Origin of the sequence: Ktedonospora formicarum (assembly GCF_016587355.1) — a bacterium.
Taxonomy (GTDB): domain Bacteria; phylum Chloroflexota; class Ktedonobacteria; order Ktedonobacterales; family Ktedonobacteraceae; genus Ktedonobacter; species Ktedonobacter formicarum.
In genome coordinates, this window is record NZ_BNJF01000001.1 from 3,348,252 (window position 1) to 3,364,820 (window position 16,569).

The 16,569-nt window shown below is 50.8% G+C and carries 14 protein-coding genes; 10 read left to right on the forward strand and 4 right to left on the reverse strand.

Annotated elements, in window-relative coordinates; translation table 11 throughout:
- Positions 1-116 precede the first annotated feature (116 nt).
- Positions 117-671: a universal stress protein gene (locus K3T82_RS14425; RefSeq protein ID WP_220194140.1), complete on the reverse strand. Its 555-nt coding sequence runs from the start codon at positions 669-671 to the stop codon at positions 117-119.
- 492 nt (positions 672-1,163) lie between these two features.
- Between K3T82_RS14425 and K3T82_RS14430 the strand changes: the two genes are divergently transcribed.
- From K3T82_RS14430 to K3T82_RS14450, 5 genes are all read left to right on the forward strand, one after another.
- Positions 1,164-1,847, forward strand: coding sequence for a hypothetical protein (locus tag K3T82_RS14430; RefSeq protein WP_220194141.1), 684 nt, complete (start codon positions 1,164-1,166; stop codon positions 1,845-1,847).
- A 387-nt stretch (positions 1,848-2,234) separates the two neighbouring features.
- Positions 2,235-3,080, forward strand: coding sequence for an anti-sigma factor (locus tag K3T82_RS14435; protein ID WP_220194142.1), 846 nt, complete (start codon positions 2,235-2,237; stop codon positions 3,078-3,080).
- A gap of 36 nt (positions 3,081-3,116) precedes the next feature.
- Complete coding sequence (locus K3T82_RS14440; RefSeq protein ID WP_220194143.1) at positions 3,117-5,366, forward strand: tetratricopeptide repeat protein; 2,250 nt, start codon at positions 3,117-3,119, stop codon at positions 5,364-5,366.
- A complete protein-coding gene (locus K3T82_RS14445; protein WP_220194144.1) occupies positions 5,357-6,196 on the forward strand; it encodes a CHAT domain-containing protein in 840 nt (279 codons plus the stop codon). The genes K3T82_RS14440 and K3T82_RS14445 overlap by 10 nt, the downstream gene beginning before the upstream one ends.
- 251 nt (positions 6,197-6,447) lie before the next feature.
- Positions 6,448-8,334 (forward strand): S8 family peptidase, encoded by a 1,887-nt coding sequence (locus tag K3T82_RS14450; RefSeq protein WP_220194145.1) that lies wholly within the window; start codon positions 6,448-6,450, stop codon positions 8,332-8,334.
- 65 nt (positions 8,335-8,399) lie between these two features.
- Here K3T82_RS14450 and K3T82_RS14455 read toward each other — a convergent pair whose 3' ends face one another.
- On the reverse strand, positions 8,400-8,693 hold the full coding sequence (locus K3T82_RS14455) for a GlsB/YeaQ/YmgE family stress response membrane protein (protein ID WP_220194146.1): 294 nt from the start codon (positions 8,691-8,693) through the stop codon (positions 8,400-8,402).
- A 219-nt stretch (positions 8,694-8,912) separates the two neighbouring features.
- A complete protein-coding gene (locus K3T82_RS14460) occupies positions 8,913-9,221 on the reverse strand; it encodes a GlsB/YeaQ/YmgE family stress response membrane protein (RefSeq protein ID WP_220194147.1) in 309 nt (102 codons plus the stop codon).
- Positions 9,222-9,521: 300 nt separating this feature from the next.
- Between K3T82_RS14460 and K3T82_RS14465 the strand changes: the two genes are divergently transcribed.
- From K3T82_RS14465 to K3T82_RS14485, 5 genes are all read left to right on the forward strand, one after another.
- Positions 9,522-10,826 (forward strand): MFS transporter, encoded by a 1,305-nt coding sequence (locus K3T82_RS14465; RefSeq protein WP_220194148.1) that lies wholly within the window; start codon positions 9,522-9,524, stop codon positions 10,824-10,826.
- Positions 10,827-11,030: 204 nt separating this feature from the next.
- Positions 11,031-13,490 (forward strand): transglutaminase TgpA family protein, encoded by a 2,460-nt coding sequence (locus K3T82_RS14470; protein ID WP_220194149.1) that lies wholly within the window; start codon positions 11,031-11,033, stop codon positions 13,488-13,490.
- Positions 13,491-13,646: 156 nt separating this feature from the next.
- Positions 13,647-13,982: a hypothetical protein gene (locus tag K3T82_RS14475; RefSeq protein WP_220194150.1), complete on the forward strand. Its 336-nt coding sequence runs from the start codon at positions 13,647-13,649 to the stop codon at positions 13,980-13,982.
- A 65-nt stretch (positions 13,983-14,047) separates the two neighbouring features.
- Positions 14,048-14,707, forward strand: coding sequence for a hypothetical protein (locus tag K3T82_RS14480; protein WP_220194151.1), 660 nt, complete (start codon positions 14,048-14,050; stop codon positions 14,705-14,707).
- A gap of 210 nt (positions 14,708-14,917) precedes the next feature.
- On the forward strand, positions 14,918-16,105 hold the full coding sequence (locus K3T82_RS14485) for a hypothetical protein (RefSeq protein WP_220194152.1): 1,188 nt from the start codon (positions 14,918-14,920) through the stop codon (positions 16,103-16,105).
- A 158-nt stretch (positions 16,106-16,263) separates the two neighbouring features.
- Here the strand turns inward: K3T82_RS14485 and K3T82_RS14490 are convergent, their stop codons facing one another.
- Positions 16,264-16,563 (reverse strand): hypothetical protein, encoded by a 300-nt coding sequence (locus tag K3T82_RS14490; protein ID WP_220194153.1) that lies wholly within the window; start codon positions 16,561-16,563, stop codon positions 16,264-16,266.
- Positions 16,564-16,569 lie beyond the last annotated feature (6 nt).

The window sequence follows — 16,569 nt, forward strand, 5'->3', positions numbered from 1 at the left end:
GCCATTGTCGGCTAGCTCTTCAAGAGCACGCGTAGCGGCTCCTGTCTCTTTGCGGCCTATACTGCTTTTGCTTGGTGGAGCGAAGCGCTGTGCGGCCTGCTCAGGTGTAAAGACACTTAATGAAGAGGGATGTTCATCCAGATACTCTTTGATGGCTGTTTTATACCAATTGACCAGGTCGCTGGCTTTGGCGGGGGAGGGAGCATTGCGACATAGACTGGACAGGTCGATAGCTGCATTACACGTTGTGATGTGCTGCCAATCAGCAAGCGACGGATCTTCTGCTTGAAGGTGTCGTTATGGCGGCCAACTACAATGAAACTGGCCTGGAATTCTCGCGCGGTACGAGTAATCTCATCGGCGGGTAGCCCCTCGCGAACGATGCCCTCGCTTTTGCTCATGGGTATACCTTGCTGTGCAAGTATAAGACGGGCCTTGTAGAGGGTTGCCTCAGCATGTTCGCGTTGTGCTACGGTTGCTGCGCCGGGGAGTATCTGACCAATGTACATTCCAGGCTGAGCGGGCACAACTTGAGTAATGGGAATGACATTGACGAGAAGCACACGAATAGAGGGGGCGACCTGCTCCAGGAACGCGCCAATGGAGATCAAGGCGTGTTGGGTCGTCGGAGAGAGATCAGTATCGATGGCGAGCATAATACATTTGTTCATGTGTCATTTGCAGCCGTTTTGTGCGACTGGTCACTCTCAAGCGGTTAACTAAACCATTGTACATTATAAGCTTTATGGGTAATCTTATAAGTACAGTATACCTGTTTTTACACCCTGTGACAAGAAAGAGGTCATTGAGGCATGGAGCCTCTTGAATGCTGTCTTAAGGCTAGTGGGATTTGCTCGGGTGAATAGGGAACAGTTAATAGGTTGAGAGTAATAAGCAACTCAACATGCCTTGACTTTTGCATAGCAATTCTCTAATCTAAGGATGTTCGTGTTGTGACTCTCACGCAGTAAAAATGCTTATAATAAATGGTAAAATTTTAAAAGTTAAGAACAAACGATTTTCTAGGAAAAAACACATTCGCTTAGAGATTTTGAGACATTTGTGCAATTTACGTCTGCTAACATATATATTAAGCTGTGAGTGAGCAAAAGCGACTTCAGCAGAGGCTGAAGAGGAAGTAGGAAAGAGTGATGGGGATACAGATGGAGAGACCACCTGGAGAAATGACCCTGGCAGAGCTTGTGGCGTCCTGCACTCAGGAGATGGCTAAGTATCGGCGTAAAGAGCCGAGTAACGACCAGTATTGCCTGGAGATCCTTAGGCGTGCGATAGCGGAGCGGAATGAGCATGCCTGGTCTATGTTGCAGCGTCTATTTAGTGAAAGCATCCGGCTCTGGATTGGTCGTCACCCTAATCGCGAAGCGGCATTACGCCATGAAAACGAGCAGAACTATGTAGATGATACGTTCCGGCGTTTCTGGCAGGCGGTCAGCGACCAGAAATTATACTTCTCAACGCTGGGTGGTGCGCTCAGCTATTTACATTTGTGTCTCAACTGCGCGATCATGGACACGCTCCGGGCATTCTCGCGCTCCAGCGTTGAAGCGTTGCCTGATTATGCGCAGGGAGGGCATGAAGAGCCGTTTGTGGAGGATCGCTATCACGAAAACGAGCTCTGGGATGTGATCCAGACTATCCTTCCTGGTGAAAAAGAACGTCGGGTGGCATACTTACATTTTCACTGTAATCTCAAGCCACGTGAGATTGTACGCTATTGCCCAGGCGAGTTTAGCAGTGAGGATGAAATCTATCGTTTAAAGCGTAATATTATGGAGCGTATTCTACGCAATGCTGACAAGATTCGCTGGCGCATGAGCTTTAGCTAGTGAGTTCAGTTAGTGGTAGACATATTTCTTGCCCCCTGGTGTGGGGCAACTTCCTGGAAAGGGACTTCTTGGAAGTCGTATTGGACATGGGCCTGAAGACTCGTATGCCATTGCATAATAGTAAACCTCCAGGGAGCGCCCGGACCTTTCAGTTTTCTATTTTCTGAAGGGGCCGACGGTGCTCTTTAGCCTATGCTACACTATGTGCGGAAAGCGCAAGATTGGAGTGAAAACGTAGGGGACGAAAAATGCTTTGTGCATCGTTTACAATTCAAATGAGAAAACTAAGAGGGCAGGCAGTAAGAGCCAAGTATCATTACCTTATGCTCTTCTGCTACTATGGGGATGTACCCATTTATAAGCAAGAAAGGAGACGCGCTTCTCCCAATGTTACGACAATCGGGAAGTGGCGCGGTCTTAAAGATGCAGGATTGTTCGCATATTATGGCTCTTGGAGATGATGAGTTGCTCCGCCTGGCGTTGGACAATACACCTTTACGTCCAGAGGCCGGGCATCATCTCCGTACATGCTCCGAATGTCAGCAGCGCTTGGAGAGTTATAAGCGTACAAACGCTTTTCTTCTCGCGCACTTATATCGTAGCCAATGTCCTGATGCCACAACCTTAAATCTTTACTGTGCGCGCTACCTCTCACCTGATGAAGTCATCTCGGTGACCCAGCATCTGGATGTATGCCCACTTTGCAGTGGTGAGGTGAGGGAGATTCGCCAGACCCTACGCGATTTTGAGCCTTTCCCCGTTGGGGATGCACAACACTCTGGTTCGTTGCACAAGGTCGTAGGCCGTATTATCGCCTCTTTGGTTCCCTGGCAACCACAATTGGTCACACGCGGAGAGGTGCCGCATACGCCTTGGCCTCGCCAGTATCGCGCGGGTGAGTTGAATATATCGCTACACCTCTCGCGATCCAGCAATGGTGATATGATGATGCTGGGGCTCTTTTCCTGTGTGAATCCTGACGAGAGTATAGAGGAATTAGAAGGTATCGAGGCTCAACTTTATCCCGTATTCAGCGCGCAACAGCAAGACGATTCTGACGAAAAGATGGCTATCCCTGCACAGGGCGAGCGACAAAAGCCGATTATATCGACATATATAGATGATCTAGGGAATGTTGTTTTTAAGCCTGTACCTGTTGGGAGTTACACTCTGGTTGTGCAATTACCTCAGAGTGAAGTGGTTATTGAAGGGCTCAAAATCGAACGGAACTAAGGTCTTATACGAAAACCTGCGTGACAGGTGTTGTGAGTGCGTGCTCAGGTTTTCGAATTAAGGAGAAGGGTCATCCAGCAACCAACGAACGCGGCGTCGCTTCTGCATTATTTGCAGGAACAGGATCTAGAAGAGGGGAAGCGTTATCTACGGGAACATAAGGCCGAGTTTGGCGATCCGGCAATTATAGGCCCATGGCTTCGTGAGGAATCTCTAAAGTTTCTCCATACACAGCCCTCTATAGCGCTCAAATTGGCTGATCTCCTAATCTTCTATGGTCTACATGTAGAACATCCTGCTTCGTACGCACTTGGTATGCTTTCGCGGGGAAGCAACCTGGTGAACCGAGGTTACTATCAGGCCGCGTTAAAGTGTTTAGACGAGGGGGGCGAAACGCTACGAACGTTGGGGGATGAACTCAACTGGGCTCGAAGTCGAATCGTCTGGATCATCGCGTGCGCCTGGTTAGGAGATGTAGAAGCAGCCTTAAAAGAGGCGGACCGGGCCCGCGAAGTCTTTCTACGTTTGGAAGCCTACTACTGGTCTTGCGCGCTTGATATCAATACTGCTGTTATTTGTAAATATGCAGGTCGCTATCAGCAGGCGCTGGAACTCTATGATCGTGTTCTCCAGACCTATCCTCTCTTAAAAGATTCTGACCCAAACCTCATTCGGCACTCTATTGCTATCGCTGAGAATAACAAAGCGACTAACCTGGCACTGCTTGGTCGCTTTGAGGAGTCTTCGCGTCGTTTGGTGCAGGCGCAACGCAGTTTTGAGACTCTGGGTGATATGAGGTCTGTCCTGAAATGCGAGCTTAATCTGGCAAGCAATCAATATGTTCAGGGCTACTATGGTTCGGCGCTCAGGCATTACTATAATGCGCGCGATATGTACAGGCAGCACAATTTTGAGCATCCACTCATGCTCTCGGAAATGCTTCAGCAGATGGCCCTTTGTTTCAGCAAGTTAAATCGAGTCAATGATGCCTGTCAACTTGCGGCACAGGCGGTCGAGACGGTGAAGAGCGCGGGTGAAGCTGCCTCTGCCGATAAGGTCGAACCATTGCGCGAGTATGCCATGATCTTGATGTCCACCGGGCAGTTGAATGAGGCGCTGGAGGTGCTGGCTGAAGCCGAAGATGTGCTCGCGAGTGATACCTTTACGTATCTCACTGCTACGACGCGTCTGCGGCGGGCCGAGATCCTGATTAAGCAGGGCTTATTTGAGAGTGGATATGCGCTGGCGCAGGAGATCAGGAACTATTGTGAAGACCAGGGGCTTGTGGCGCTCTCTTTGCGCGCGCGTATTGTGATGGTGGAGGCTCTTATCGGTCTGGTGCGACTTGGAGAGGAGCAGGAGCAACGCTTGCAACTCGCTGAAGAACTCTGCCGTCCTCTGATTGTTATGGCCCAACAGCATAACCTTCAGGATATTGCATATCGCAGCCGTCATCTGCTTGGACGTATGGCTCAGGCGCGAGGCGATAAGCAGAGAGCTATCAGATATCTACATAGTGCCATTGGGCATATCGAGCATGTCTTAAATGATCTGGTCTATGACCTCTCGCCAACCTTTTTGCGTACGGCCTGGGAGGTCTATGAGGACATGATTTCTCTACAACTACAGCAGGGTCATGCCGAACTAGCCTTTCATTATCTGGAACGCGCCCGTTCCATCGCCCTTCGCCAGTATTTACGTACCTCGGATGGGGAGCAACAGAAGGACGGTAAGCAAGCCAAAATCTTCGAGGAGGCACGACGGGCTAAGGGTGCTTCAGTGTTACAACGTGAGTATGAGCTTACGCTCTGGCAAGGGAAGTATCATAGCTATAGCGCCCTGCTCTCCACTCCAGAGGCGGAACTGGTGGAGCCGATTGAGCGCGAGCAAATTGAAGCTGAATTGAAGCTTTGTGAGGCGAAGATTACCGAGCTCTTTGAATGGTTACACCTCTTACGTACCGACGTTTCGGTTGCCAGGTTACCTAAAGAGCGCTCGCAGCGTGAACGTTCCCCTATCTCGAAGGTCGAGGTGGCCCCTTTACGTGACGCATTATCGAACAATCAAACGTTGCTGGCATACTATATCCACCAGGATTCCCTGATTATATTTGCGCTCACGCGAGAGAAGCTTTATGTCTATGAGCAGGCAGGGCAGATCGCTCAGCTTGAGCAGACGCTACTGCTGTTGCATGCCCATCTCCAGCCCGGAGGTTGGCCCGATGCCCAGCATCCCCCCATCAGCAAACACGTGGATTGCTCAAAAGGCTCTATCGCTTGCTTATAGCGCCTATTGCTGAATACCTGCCAGAGGCGGAGGGGCATGTAACGGTTGTTCCGTATGGCATCCTGCATCAGGTGCCCTTTCATGCCTTGTATGACGGAGCGCAATTCCTCATTGAGAGGTTGCGCGTCAATTATCTACCTGCCAGTAGCTTGCTGCTAGATCCGCGAGGTGTTGACCTGGAGCGAATGCCTCTTGGTGGTGAGGCGCTGGTCATGGGCTGTTCCGGTCATAGCAGCCTTCCCTCGGCACTCCAGGAGGCGCGCACTATAGCTGATCTGCTTCATAGCCATTGCTATCTGGAAGAAGAGGCAACTATTGAACGTTTGCGTACCAGAGCCCAGGGGTGCTCTCTGGTTCATCTCGCGACCCATGGTCACAGTCGCCTGGACGCGCCCAACTTCTCCTCTATTGTTCTGGCAGACGGCTATTTGAACGCCATTGATGCCTTCTCTCTGCCTCTTCAGGGGTGTGAACTGGTTACGCTTAGTGGCTGTGAGACAGGCTTAGCGCTTAGTGGTGGTGGAGATGAGCAGCTTGGGTTGGGTAGGGCTTTCATTGCCGCTGGTGCGCGCTCTTTGGTCATGAGTATATGGCCTGTAGAAGATAGTGCGACCAATCAATTAATGGGTATCTTCTATCAATACCTTTTACAAGGCGAGAGCAAGATCCAGGCATTGCGTCTCGCACAACAGGCTATGCTCCAACACGCAGATTCACTATATCGCCACCCTTACTTCTGGGCCGCCTTCCGGCTCGTTGGTTCAATAGATGCCCTCCCTGTAACTATGATTGAGGGCCTATTGACGCTGTCCCCAATCCGTGAGACATAACTCCATGCACTATCTTAATAAATCATAGCTATTTTTGCTTTCCCAAAAATGGGGGCCAGTTACGTCTCTATAGATAGAGGGATGAAAAGGGATAAAAGCTATTTTGCCTGTATTATCGTAGCAAAAATGTGAAAAAGGTATGGTTTATACTGATCCATCCCGCAATGTTTGACACAATAAAGCATGATACCTGCTTTGCTGTGCTTTCTACCGCGTTTGTTTCTATGTATAGAGTTGCACGGAGGTAAAGTATGTCTGACGGATCAATGAGTATGGGGAAGCCCTGGTGGAGTGCTGCGAAGGTTTTATGGATGGAGACCCATGTAACGCTTACCTTTCACCTGGATGACCCACAGGTCAAGGATCTTCCTGGAGCGCTCGGCATCGAAGACCTCAATCAATACCTTTTTGTGCGTGGGTTCCGCCTCAAGCCTTACATTCCCGATATTGCGCCAGGAGGTGAGCAGGAAGAGCATGACCAGCCGGAGATTCCTCTAACCAGTTGGCTGACCAATACGAGTTGTCATTGCCTCTTTGAAGCTCCCGATGGGCATGGTATGACGGTTGTTGGCTTCTTTACCGTTGAGGACATTGAGATGTCTTACCCGATGCAGGATATGCTGGCTGCTGGCTATGATCGGTCGTATTCGCGGCAGGTCGTTAACCTGATCAATCGCAACTTGCTGCATATTCAGCAAAATCTGGGTATTCCCCTGGTAGCAGCAGCGCCGAATTGGATGGGAGCCGCCGCGCCTAATATTTGGGGCTGTATTATTCATGGTGGTCCGGCTTTGCCGCCTCTGCCGCTCCCCGCTAATGATAGCGATGCGAGCGCGTCGGGAAGCTGGCCTCTCTCTCTTCCTGATCTGGAGGGGACTCCGCTGGCCGCTAAAAGTGGTAAGGGCGTTACTGTCTTTGTGCTAGACACTATGCCCCTGTTGCCCGATAATCCTGATGCTGTTACCAATTTCATCACCGAAGCCGCGAATCGTGCTGGTGGCAATAATATGCTGCTGCAAACCGTCTCCGAGCAGATGAATCGTGAACAATCACCCTTCGTCAAGTTTCGCTACCAGCCTCTCTCGACCATCTTGCAGGAAGGTGCTCACGACCAGATGATCACCGGACGCGACCTGGATGGCAAAATGTATGGTTTTGGTATGCCTGATCATGGTCTTTTCGTGACTGGTATTATCCGTGAACTAGCCCCCGATGCAGATATTGAATATGTACGTGTGCTCAATGATTTTGGGGGCGGAGATTGCTATACACTTATCAACACCCTGGAGTGGATTCATGGGCGCATGTCGCGCATTGATCCACGTACAGGGCAGCCAGGGGATCTTTATGACAAGCCAGTGGTTATTAATTTAAGCCTTGTTATGACTCCCTCAGATGAGAATCTATATGCCTACTGGCACACATCCAATGGTGGCTATAGTCAGAGTGATGCCTTGAGCATGGCCTATGATCTCGCGACGTTACGCGCGCCTCTGCACCGGGCTATTCAACGTGTCGAGGCTTGTGGCGCTGTGATTGTAGGGGCGGCGGGTAATGATTCTCATACACCTGATATGCCTGGGCGTATCGGTCCACGTTATCCTGCGGCCTTCCCTGAAGTACTCGCGGTTGGTGCTGTGGATCGTGAGGCTGAGGCGGCGTGCTATAGCAATTATCCCAAACTGCCAGCACAACGCTATGGAATCGCGACCTATGGTGGCGGGATGCCTACGCGCAAGGATATTGCGCGCGACGATGTTGATGCCTTGATCGGCCTGTATAGCTCGACAAGCTATCCCGCAACCGAGGGGAAGAACCCGCCGACCCCTGACTACCCCGCTCCCAATAACAACGCCTGGGCTTATTGGTCAGGAACCTCTTTTGCGACACCAATTGTCAGCGCGGTTGCTGCGCGGTTGCTGGAGCAAGGCCAAGCCAATAACCTGCCCGCACGTCACCGGGCGGCTGAAGTTATGTGGGCTTTGACGACGCCGGAGGGTCAGAAGGAGACACTGGGGTCTGTTCTGAAGGTGCAGCCAGAGCTTGGCGTAAGTCTGCTGCGCGCGGAACAGCGACACACTGGTCAGGCTCCATTAACTAGTGCCACTCCCGGAGTTGCCGTACCTTCTATCGGCTAGAAATAGGCTCGCGGGTAGGTATTCCTTACCCGCGAGCTGTTTTCCTTAGTATAAGGGGAGTGTACTTAACGACCTCCGAAGAGTAATTTAACGATGGTGAGCAGGATGACTGCACCAATGATCGAAATGACGATGGTACCGCAGAAGTGATATGTACCACCTAGTTGCAAGTAATTGGCGAGCGCTCCACCAATGAACGAACCAATAAGGCCAACTACAATATCACCAAGGCAGCCGAAGCCGCGCCCCCGCACAAGGAGACTGGCGACATAACCAGCGATAAGTCCAACAAGAAGCCAGGCGATGATGTCACCCGGTTGGAGGATGGCAGAGAAGTTGCCAGGATAAATCGCAATCATAAATCAAGAACGCTCCTCTCAGCGTGTAACTGTTGGGTCGATACCTTGTCGCTTGATACTCTGCCATAATATACGTCGCGGAGCGCCATAGGTTGTGAGGGCCTGTGAAGGCGCTTTATATGCTCTATGTTAACAATTGAGAGGAGAGAATCTGAGGGCGTGAAAGAGAAGGGAGTGGGCGTCGCTACAACGGCACCCACTCCCTTCTCTTTCATAATGTTAAAGTGTTGAGCGTGTTCGACGAGGACCAACCGCGTGAAGAATCGCGATCAGGATGCATGCGCCAATGAAGGCGACAACAATGCTACCAACAATCCCGAAATTCGCTCCTGGGAGAAGCAGATTGGAGAGAAAACCACCAATTAAAGCTCCTACCAGTCCTACAACTACATCGCCAATGATGCCAAAGCCACTACCTCGCATCACCAGGCTGGCAAGGAAGCCTGCGATAAGGCCCACAACAATCCAGCCGATAAGGCCACCAGCGTTGAGCGTCGCACCAAGTACTACAGTGGTGAATGTGAGCATAGAGGTAACCTCCTTCGATTAAAGGTGCATTGCTCAGGTGCCGTAGAGCGCGCCAGGAGGCTAAATCATCGAGGCGCACGCGTTCCCGTAGCATTATGAATAGCAATAAATGATCTCGGCATTTTCATCTCTGCCTGCTACTTTATCTCACGATGGAAAAAAGGATTCTGTGACGAGTATCGATGTAATTGGTGCTGTTTGACATGATTGCTCGGTTCCTGTCCCTTTGACGGTTGCCCTGGTGCAATGGCATATGTTAAGGTATGTGCATGTGCCCATCTAGTCAGGAGCGAATTTCCAATGCCTTTGGTATCTGACACTTCTGAATCGAGTACGAAAGCCAAAACTTCATGGTCCGTACGCTCTACTCTCAAATTATTCACCTCTTTGCCACGCAATGTCTGGCTCTTACTACTTTTTACAACTGGTAAGGGCTTTCAGTTGAGCATTGCTGCCTTGACGCTCAACTATTATGTGCATAGTCTGGGTTACCAACCAGACTATATCGGTGTTTTTAGCGCTATGCCTGCAATAGGAGCCTTTCTGGGCGCAATACCCATAGGGATGCTTGCGGACCGTATTGGGCGTAAACCTGTGTTACTACTTACCGCTTTCCTTTCGCCGCTTTTCCTGGCTCTATGCGGGTTAGTAACATCCGCACCCCTTCTGCTCGCCGTTAATCTGATTCAGGGGCTTGTCTCGACTGCGTACTGGGTAACGAACTTGCCACTATTGACGGAGAATACCAAAGAGGGGCAGCGTGTGGGTGTGCTGGCGATGAATAGTTTTCTTCTGCTCGGTATTGGAGCACTGGGGAATCTCCTGGGTGGTGCAATACCCGAATATGTGGCGAGCATCATGCATGTTTCCGCAGGCTCTACCATGCCGTTGCGTTGGGGCGTCTTTGTTGCCGCACTCTTTACCTTTGTCTTTGGCCTGCCACTCTGGCTCCTGAAAGAAACCAGGCACACGCGAAGCATTGGAGAGGAGAGCATAGCTCCGCTAGGGGCAGAGGCACTTGTAAAGTTGGAAGAGAAGGAACGCTGGCCCGTGTGGCTTTACCTGAAATTATTACTTCCCGATTTGGTGTTTACTATGGGAGAAGGCGCGGTTGTCGCGTTAATCCAGCTTTACTTTGTGCTGCGCTTCCAATTGTTACCAGGAACATTAGGGCTCATCTTTACATTCTCAGGGCTGGCAGGTGGGGTCTTCTCGCTGACCGCGCCACTTTTTGTGAAACGTTGGAGCAAGTTACGTTTGGTAACTTCTGTACAGTATTTAAGCGCACCTTTGATGCTCTTGATAGGTTTCTCACCGACATTGTCGCTAGCTATTGTGGGTGAATATGCGCGCTCTTTTATGCGTACTCTAATCGAGCCAGTTTATGCGGCCTTCGCAATGGAGCAGGTGTCGGATAAGCAACGCGCGACGCTGGCGGGCTTCTATTCAGTGACCTGGAGCATTGGCTTTAGTGTTGGACCAACTATCGCGGGCTGGCTGCAATCGAGTATAAACCTCTCCGCCTCCTTTGCCTTTGGCGCGTTTTGCCTGTTGCTCGCTCCTAGTCTATTACTTGCTTTCTTTGGCAAGCGACATCAGGCATAAGACTCACATATCTATAGAGAAATTGGTCCTACTTGTATCGTTATGTGTAATAAATGAGCTGTTCTTGGCGATAAATTTTATACCAGGGGCAACTATTTAGTCCTGATATGCTAGTAAAATAGCTTCAACCACGTCATAAAAATTGTATACTTTAAATATTATTATATCTCTATATTTGGAGAAAGAAGTAAGCAGGGAGGATTGATGCGGCCAGGCGTCATAGATCCTAAACGCTCATCGTCAATGCAGGCTGACTTTTCGTCTATCCAGGCGCATCAGGCGCGCAGTAACGCGGCTATGCCATCATACGCCTATCCAAGCACTCCTGCTGCTGGTTATCCATCACAACGGCCCACGAAGCCATCGCGCCCTGCCTTGCCCCTATCTCCGTTGGAGGGCTGGTCTCCACTATTCCTCATGGCGATAGCGATGTACTGCGTTGTGACATCCATTAAGGACGCACATTGGGTTCCACAGAGCGATTGGCTCTTCTTAAGTCCGATACCTGGCTTGTTGATTGGTCTGCTGGTCGCGAAGATTCGAGGTGTGTTTCAGGGGGTGTTGCATGTGGGGGCTTGTGTGGTGGGATACTGGCTGGCGCTTTTTCTGACAAGTAGTGTTGTCTATCATATACCTGTCCTGGAACTTCTAACGGGCCTGCGTAGCGTGTTGACGGGATCGATGGCGAGCTTACCGCAATCCCTGGCAGAAGCCCTCTTCTTCTTTTACTTGAGCTTTCTCAACTTCTTTCTTAGCTACTTTGGTTGCTGGTTAGTCTACCGTGCGCGCCTCCCCTGGCTGGTTGTACTGATCTATTGCGCCATCTTGCTAGTGAACTTGAACTATGTAAAGAGCGACTCGGCATATTTAGTTTGCTTGATGGTGGGAGCATTGCTATTGCTGGTCGCGCGTGTCTATCTGGCGGCACAGATTACACAATGGATGCGCGATGGCTTGCATACCGACCGGACCTGGAGGCGAACGCTGGCATGGCGCTGTATGCAGGTGACCTGCCTCTTTACGCTTTGTACGCTTTGTGTAAGCTGGTTTCTGCCCTTTGCTAGACAGACAGAGAATGGACGTGTCTTCTGGGATTACCTGGACAATGGCTGGAATAATGCTATAAGCGGTCGCTTCTCCTGGAATAACCCTGCTAGCCTCTTTAATGGTTCTGCGGCGAACTTCTTTGATAATAAGCTCACCATTACTGGATCAGTTACCTTGCCTTCGGGTGAGGTGTTAACCTATACTAGTTCCAATAAGCAGCCCCAATATCTGGAAGGCTTTACGTTCAACATGTTTGATGGGCGCACCTGGACGACCTCAATCGATCAGGCTGGAGCGGAGTACTTTGACGCGAAAGCCCCTTTAAGTCCAGATACCCCGCAAGCTGAGAATGCTGGCGAACAAATTGAAACCAACGTAACGATCCTTCAGCCACCCGGAGGACCTCGATCATATATCTTTGCACCAGCACAACCTATTCGCTTTGATGTACCTGTTTATGTTTCCTATGATGCAACTGCCAATACCTGGCTTCAGCAGCATGCGCTGACGAAAGGCGAAACGTATACCGTTAGATCATTGCTGCCAACCCAGTCTATAGGCTTGCTTCAATCAGTGCCGCTCCCAAGAGATAATGGCAATGATGGAGTATGGGAAGCCGATTCGAACTACCCCATTATTCAAGGTGCATATACGGATGTGGCAGAAGGCTTCTCTCCTCATGTGAAAGAGCAGGCATTGCAGTGGATCGGAGATGCCACGGATGCATATACGGCGCTTAAGCGCCTGGAAATGCACCTGAGTGACCAGGGACAGTTTACCTATTCCGTCTACAATGCGCCCATTCCCAACGATACCAATGTTGTCGACTGGCTCTTGAGTCAGAAGCGGGGTTATTGCACATACTATGCTAGCGCGATGGTCGTCATGGCCCGTATGTTACATATTCCAACGCGTATGACCAATGGGTTTAGTAGTGGGCACTATGATGAGCAGCGTAAGCAGTGGATTGTGGACGGGCAGGACGCACATAGCTGGGTGCAGGCATACTTCCCGAATATTGGCTGGGTCAACTTCGATCCTACGCCCGGTTTTACGACTCCAGCATCTGGGAAGCCTCGACCAGGCTCAACTCCAACTGCGGAACCAACCGCCACTCAGCCAACCAGCACACCTACACCGAAAAGTACACAGGTTTCGCATACTCAGGTGACACCCCCGACCGATCATAATCAGCCCGGTATAGGGCAGGGGGGCAAAGGGGTGAGCGATGGTCTGCTTCTGGGGACATCGCTGACTGTGCTCTTGATCGCGATACTGGTGTTTGGTGTTGCCCTGATGACCTACTGGTGGCGTGGCCTCTACGCGACTAGTACTTTTATCGCTGGTGCGTACTGGCGTCTCTGTCTACTGGCGAGCAAGCTAGGATTTGAACCAAAACCCTGGCAGACCCCCTTTGAGTATAGCCATATGTTGGGCCAGCATGCTCCTTCTCGCTTCAAACCACTCTGGCATCTCACTGAGCTATTCGTGCGGGATCGTTGGGGTCCGCATCATCCAGATGGCCAGGTTTCTCAGGTGAATAATGTTAAGCAAGTACAACCCGCGCTACGCGGTATATTGTGGAAGCTCCTGTTAAGCAGGTGGAGCCGAAAATAAACGCAATAAACTATATTGCTTTCTGTGCGCCTGTAATGCATATTGGCAAGTTTATATGCATAGAAGATCGTTACACTACATCACTCCTCTCGTTCTGTATAATGAATATCTAGGGGATGCATAAGCATCCCCTGAAATGTGGAGAGGAGGAGTGAGATGTCATCAGAGCCACTGGCTGAGAGCTTATACGGATTAGGGCACGTGGTGAGGCTTTATGCTGACCATGTAGATGTGAATGGGCGAGTCTATGACCTGGCACGCTTGACCAATGTTAGACCGCATTATCATCGCCTCTTTGGCGTGCCATCGGCACGCGTTGAATTACACTTTGCCGAGAGAAAGATCAAACTGCGTGGTATGCCTGACATAGAAGAGGCGGCGCACATCGTTGCGCATCTGAACAGGTGCATACGCGCGCGTGTCTCGCCAGAGTCTGGCTGTGCTGGTGGGCATATCGCTTCGCCACCATACATATCTTCTTCCCCCCATTGACCCAAAGTGGTTGGCTTTCCCCTGATGATGAAGTTGACCCAAACAGCATTGAACCCCCATTGGATATGCAAGCCGTCGCTGAGGTAGGCGAGGTGCCTCGCTGGATGTCACGCTATCAGGAACAGCGTGAGCGTCGTCAAAAGCGCCGTCAGCTTGAGCGTGTGCGCCACGCATATGGCTTTGATATTACCCAGACATTTCAACGTCTGGATGCCAAGCAATTGCCAGTTATTACGCTACCCATATCGCTCTTACCTGGCGAAGAGGCTCACTATATAACTGACGCTATGCTCTGTGGTCAGGAGAGACCCTTCGCATCAACTAAGCGCTATGTTCCCAGTGATCAGGGGAGGTTGGTGTTAACCAGCGAGCGTCTGCTCTATCTGGGACGTAAGAGTCAGATCGTGCTGGCATATGCCCAATTACTGCACGTTTCGCGTTTGTATGATGCTATCGCTTTTACAGCGGAGCATTGGCCCCGGCCAGAAGTCTTTGCTGTGCGCTATCCTCTGGAATGTGCAATGTACCTTGAGCGAATTCTGGAGCAGTGGCAACGCAGGCAAGAAGAGCAGGGCGAGAGCGCTTCAAGTGCATTTAAACATACTATGTCTTCCCTTGAGCAAGATCTGGCCCGCCTTCCAGATGCCGAAACGCTGGCGACTATAGTGCGCCCACAGGTAGAGAAACGCGCGAAAGCATCTTTTAAAGACCGCAAAGAGCTGTAGTAGATATATCATAAGGCTTTATGCGAGTCCAACGAGTGCAATACACTCAGATTTTGACGAAGGAGTGCGATAGGAACGTTATCAGGGGCCGTTGAGATGGAAGAGGAGTAACGAGACCGTATGATCGATACAGTGTTAGCTTTATGGAATCAAAAGAATAGGCGCAGGGGGGTAAAGTTTGCGCTCACATTTCTGTTTATGTGTGTCTGTATGTCAATGCTTTGCATTATTGTGAGCATGAACTTTTGGCCGACGCAGGGAGGGCATGATCCAGGACATTCTGCTAATGCGGATCAGAGACAGGCTGAAAAAGCAAAAGAACAGAGAGCGAAGGCGACGAATGAGGCCAACAATCAGGCTAAGGTGACGCCAACAATCACAGCGATTCCTACGGATGAACCGTCCACTATAGCACAGATACCATGCGATTCATCTTCGTCGAACTCTTCCGCGCAGAATGGCTCTAACAGTCAGGCGAATGTACCTCCGGTTGTTGCGCTTCCAAGCCAGGGAACACAAACCTATACTCCACCAAGCCAGCAAGGAGGCAGTACAATCCCTCCATATACGCCGGGTAACACAGGTGGAACAACCCCCTCATATACGCCAAGCCCAACGGGCAACACAGGTGGAACAACTCCCACGTATACACCAACTACTCAGCCTGGAAGTGGTACACCGCCAGGGCAATCTGGAAGCGGAACGCCGTACACGCCAGGTCAGAATAATGTTACTGAGACTCCCACATATACGCCAGGTCAGGTCGCTAATAGAAGCGATTCTTCCTATACACCGGGACAGTACGGTGGCGATCAGCAGTATGGTAGCGATCAACAGTATCCGCCAGTCCAGGCCACACCAACCGCGAAGCCAGTAAGCCCGCCCAATGCGCCTGTTGTGCAGAAGCCTTCGCGGCCTTCTGCTCCTGCGACTCCGGAGGCTCCAGAGGCTCCAGCATCTCCAAGCATCGTGGCGTCAAATGACTCTTATACTCCTTCTGGCGATACAGGAGATGAGGCGACCGCTGACAACGACAATAATGAAGATGTGCCGTCTATTACATCACGCGCACCCTCTCCTATGCCAAGCATTGAGGGAACTCCGACTACGCCCGATGTGGAGTCTCCTTCGTACTGGCCTGACGACGAAGAGAGTGGCGATGAGATCGACTATGAGATCCCACGCGTGTACTGGAGCTATCATGGTGGTCATATTCGCTACTGGCCGGTGAGTTGTCAGCATGCCACTGAACCTGTCGTTCCAAAAACTGTGGATACAACGGCGGCATTATGGGGCAATGTGATCTTCATTTTCGGTGGTTCCTTCGTCGCGACAACTCTGCTCCTTGGCTCTGCCTACCTGCTCAAGCGTCGCCAGCGTAAAGCTATGGCGCTATAAGAGGGGGTTATAAAAGGTATCCCGCCGATTTTGCAGATGAAGAAGGGAGCAGGGGTAAGGCATTCACAAGTGCCTTGCCCCTGCTCCCTTCTCAATTTGTGTGCTTGCACAGACGATATTCATTAAGTGGCGCGATATCCATGTGAGCTATTTATCTGCTAAATGGAGCCATCGTGCGCTTGAGCGAAGAATTGAGCCACAAACAGTAGCATAAAGGCGCTACCTAGAGCGGGAAGGAAGGTATAGAAGAGGGTCTCTGGTAACACGCCCAGGATCGCTGTAACTGCGCCACCGAGAATGCCTCCCAGGATACCCACAAAGAGGTTGCCCGCGCACCCAATGCTATTATCAGACATAAACAACTCTGTTACCAGCCCTGCTAGCCCTCCCAGGATAATCCAGAAGGCCCAGGTCCAGAAATTGCTAAAGATGACGTTCAGCATAATCGCTGCTGTCATACCAAC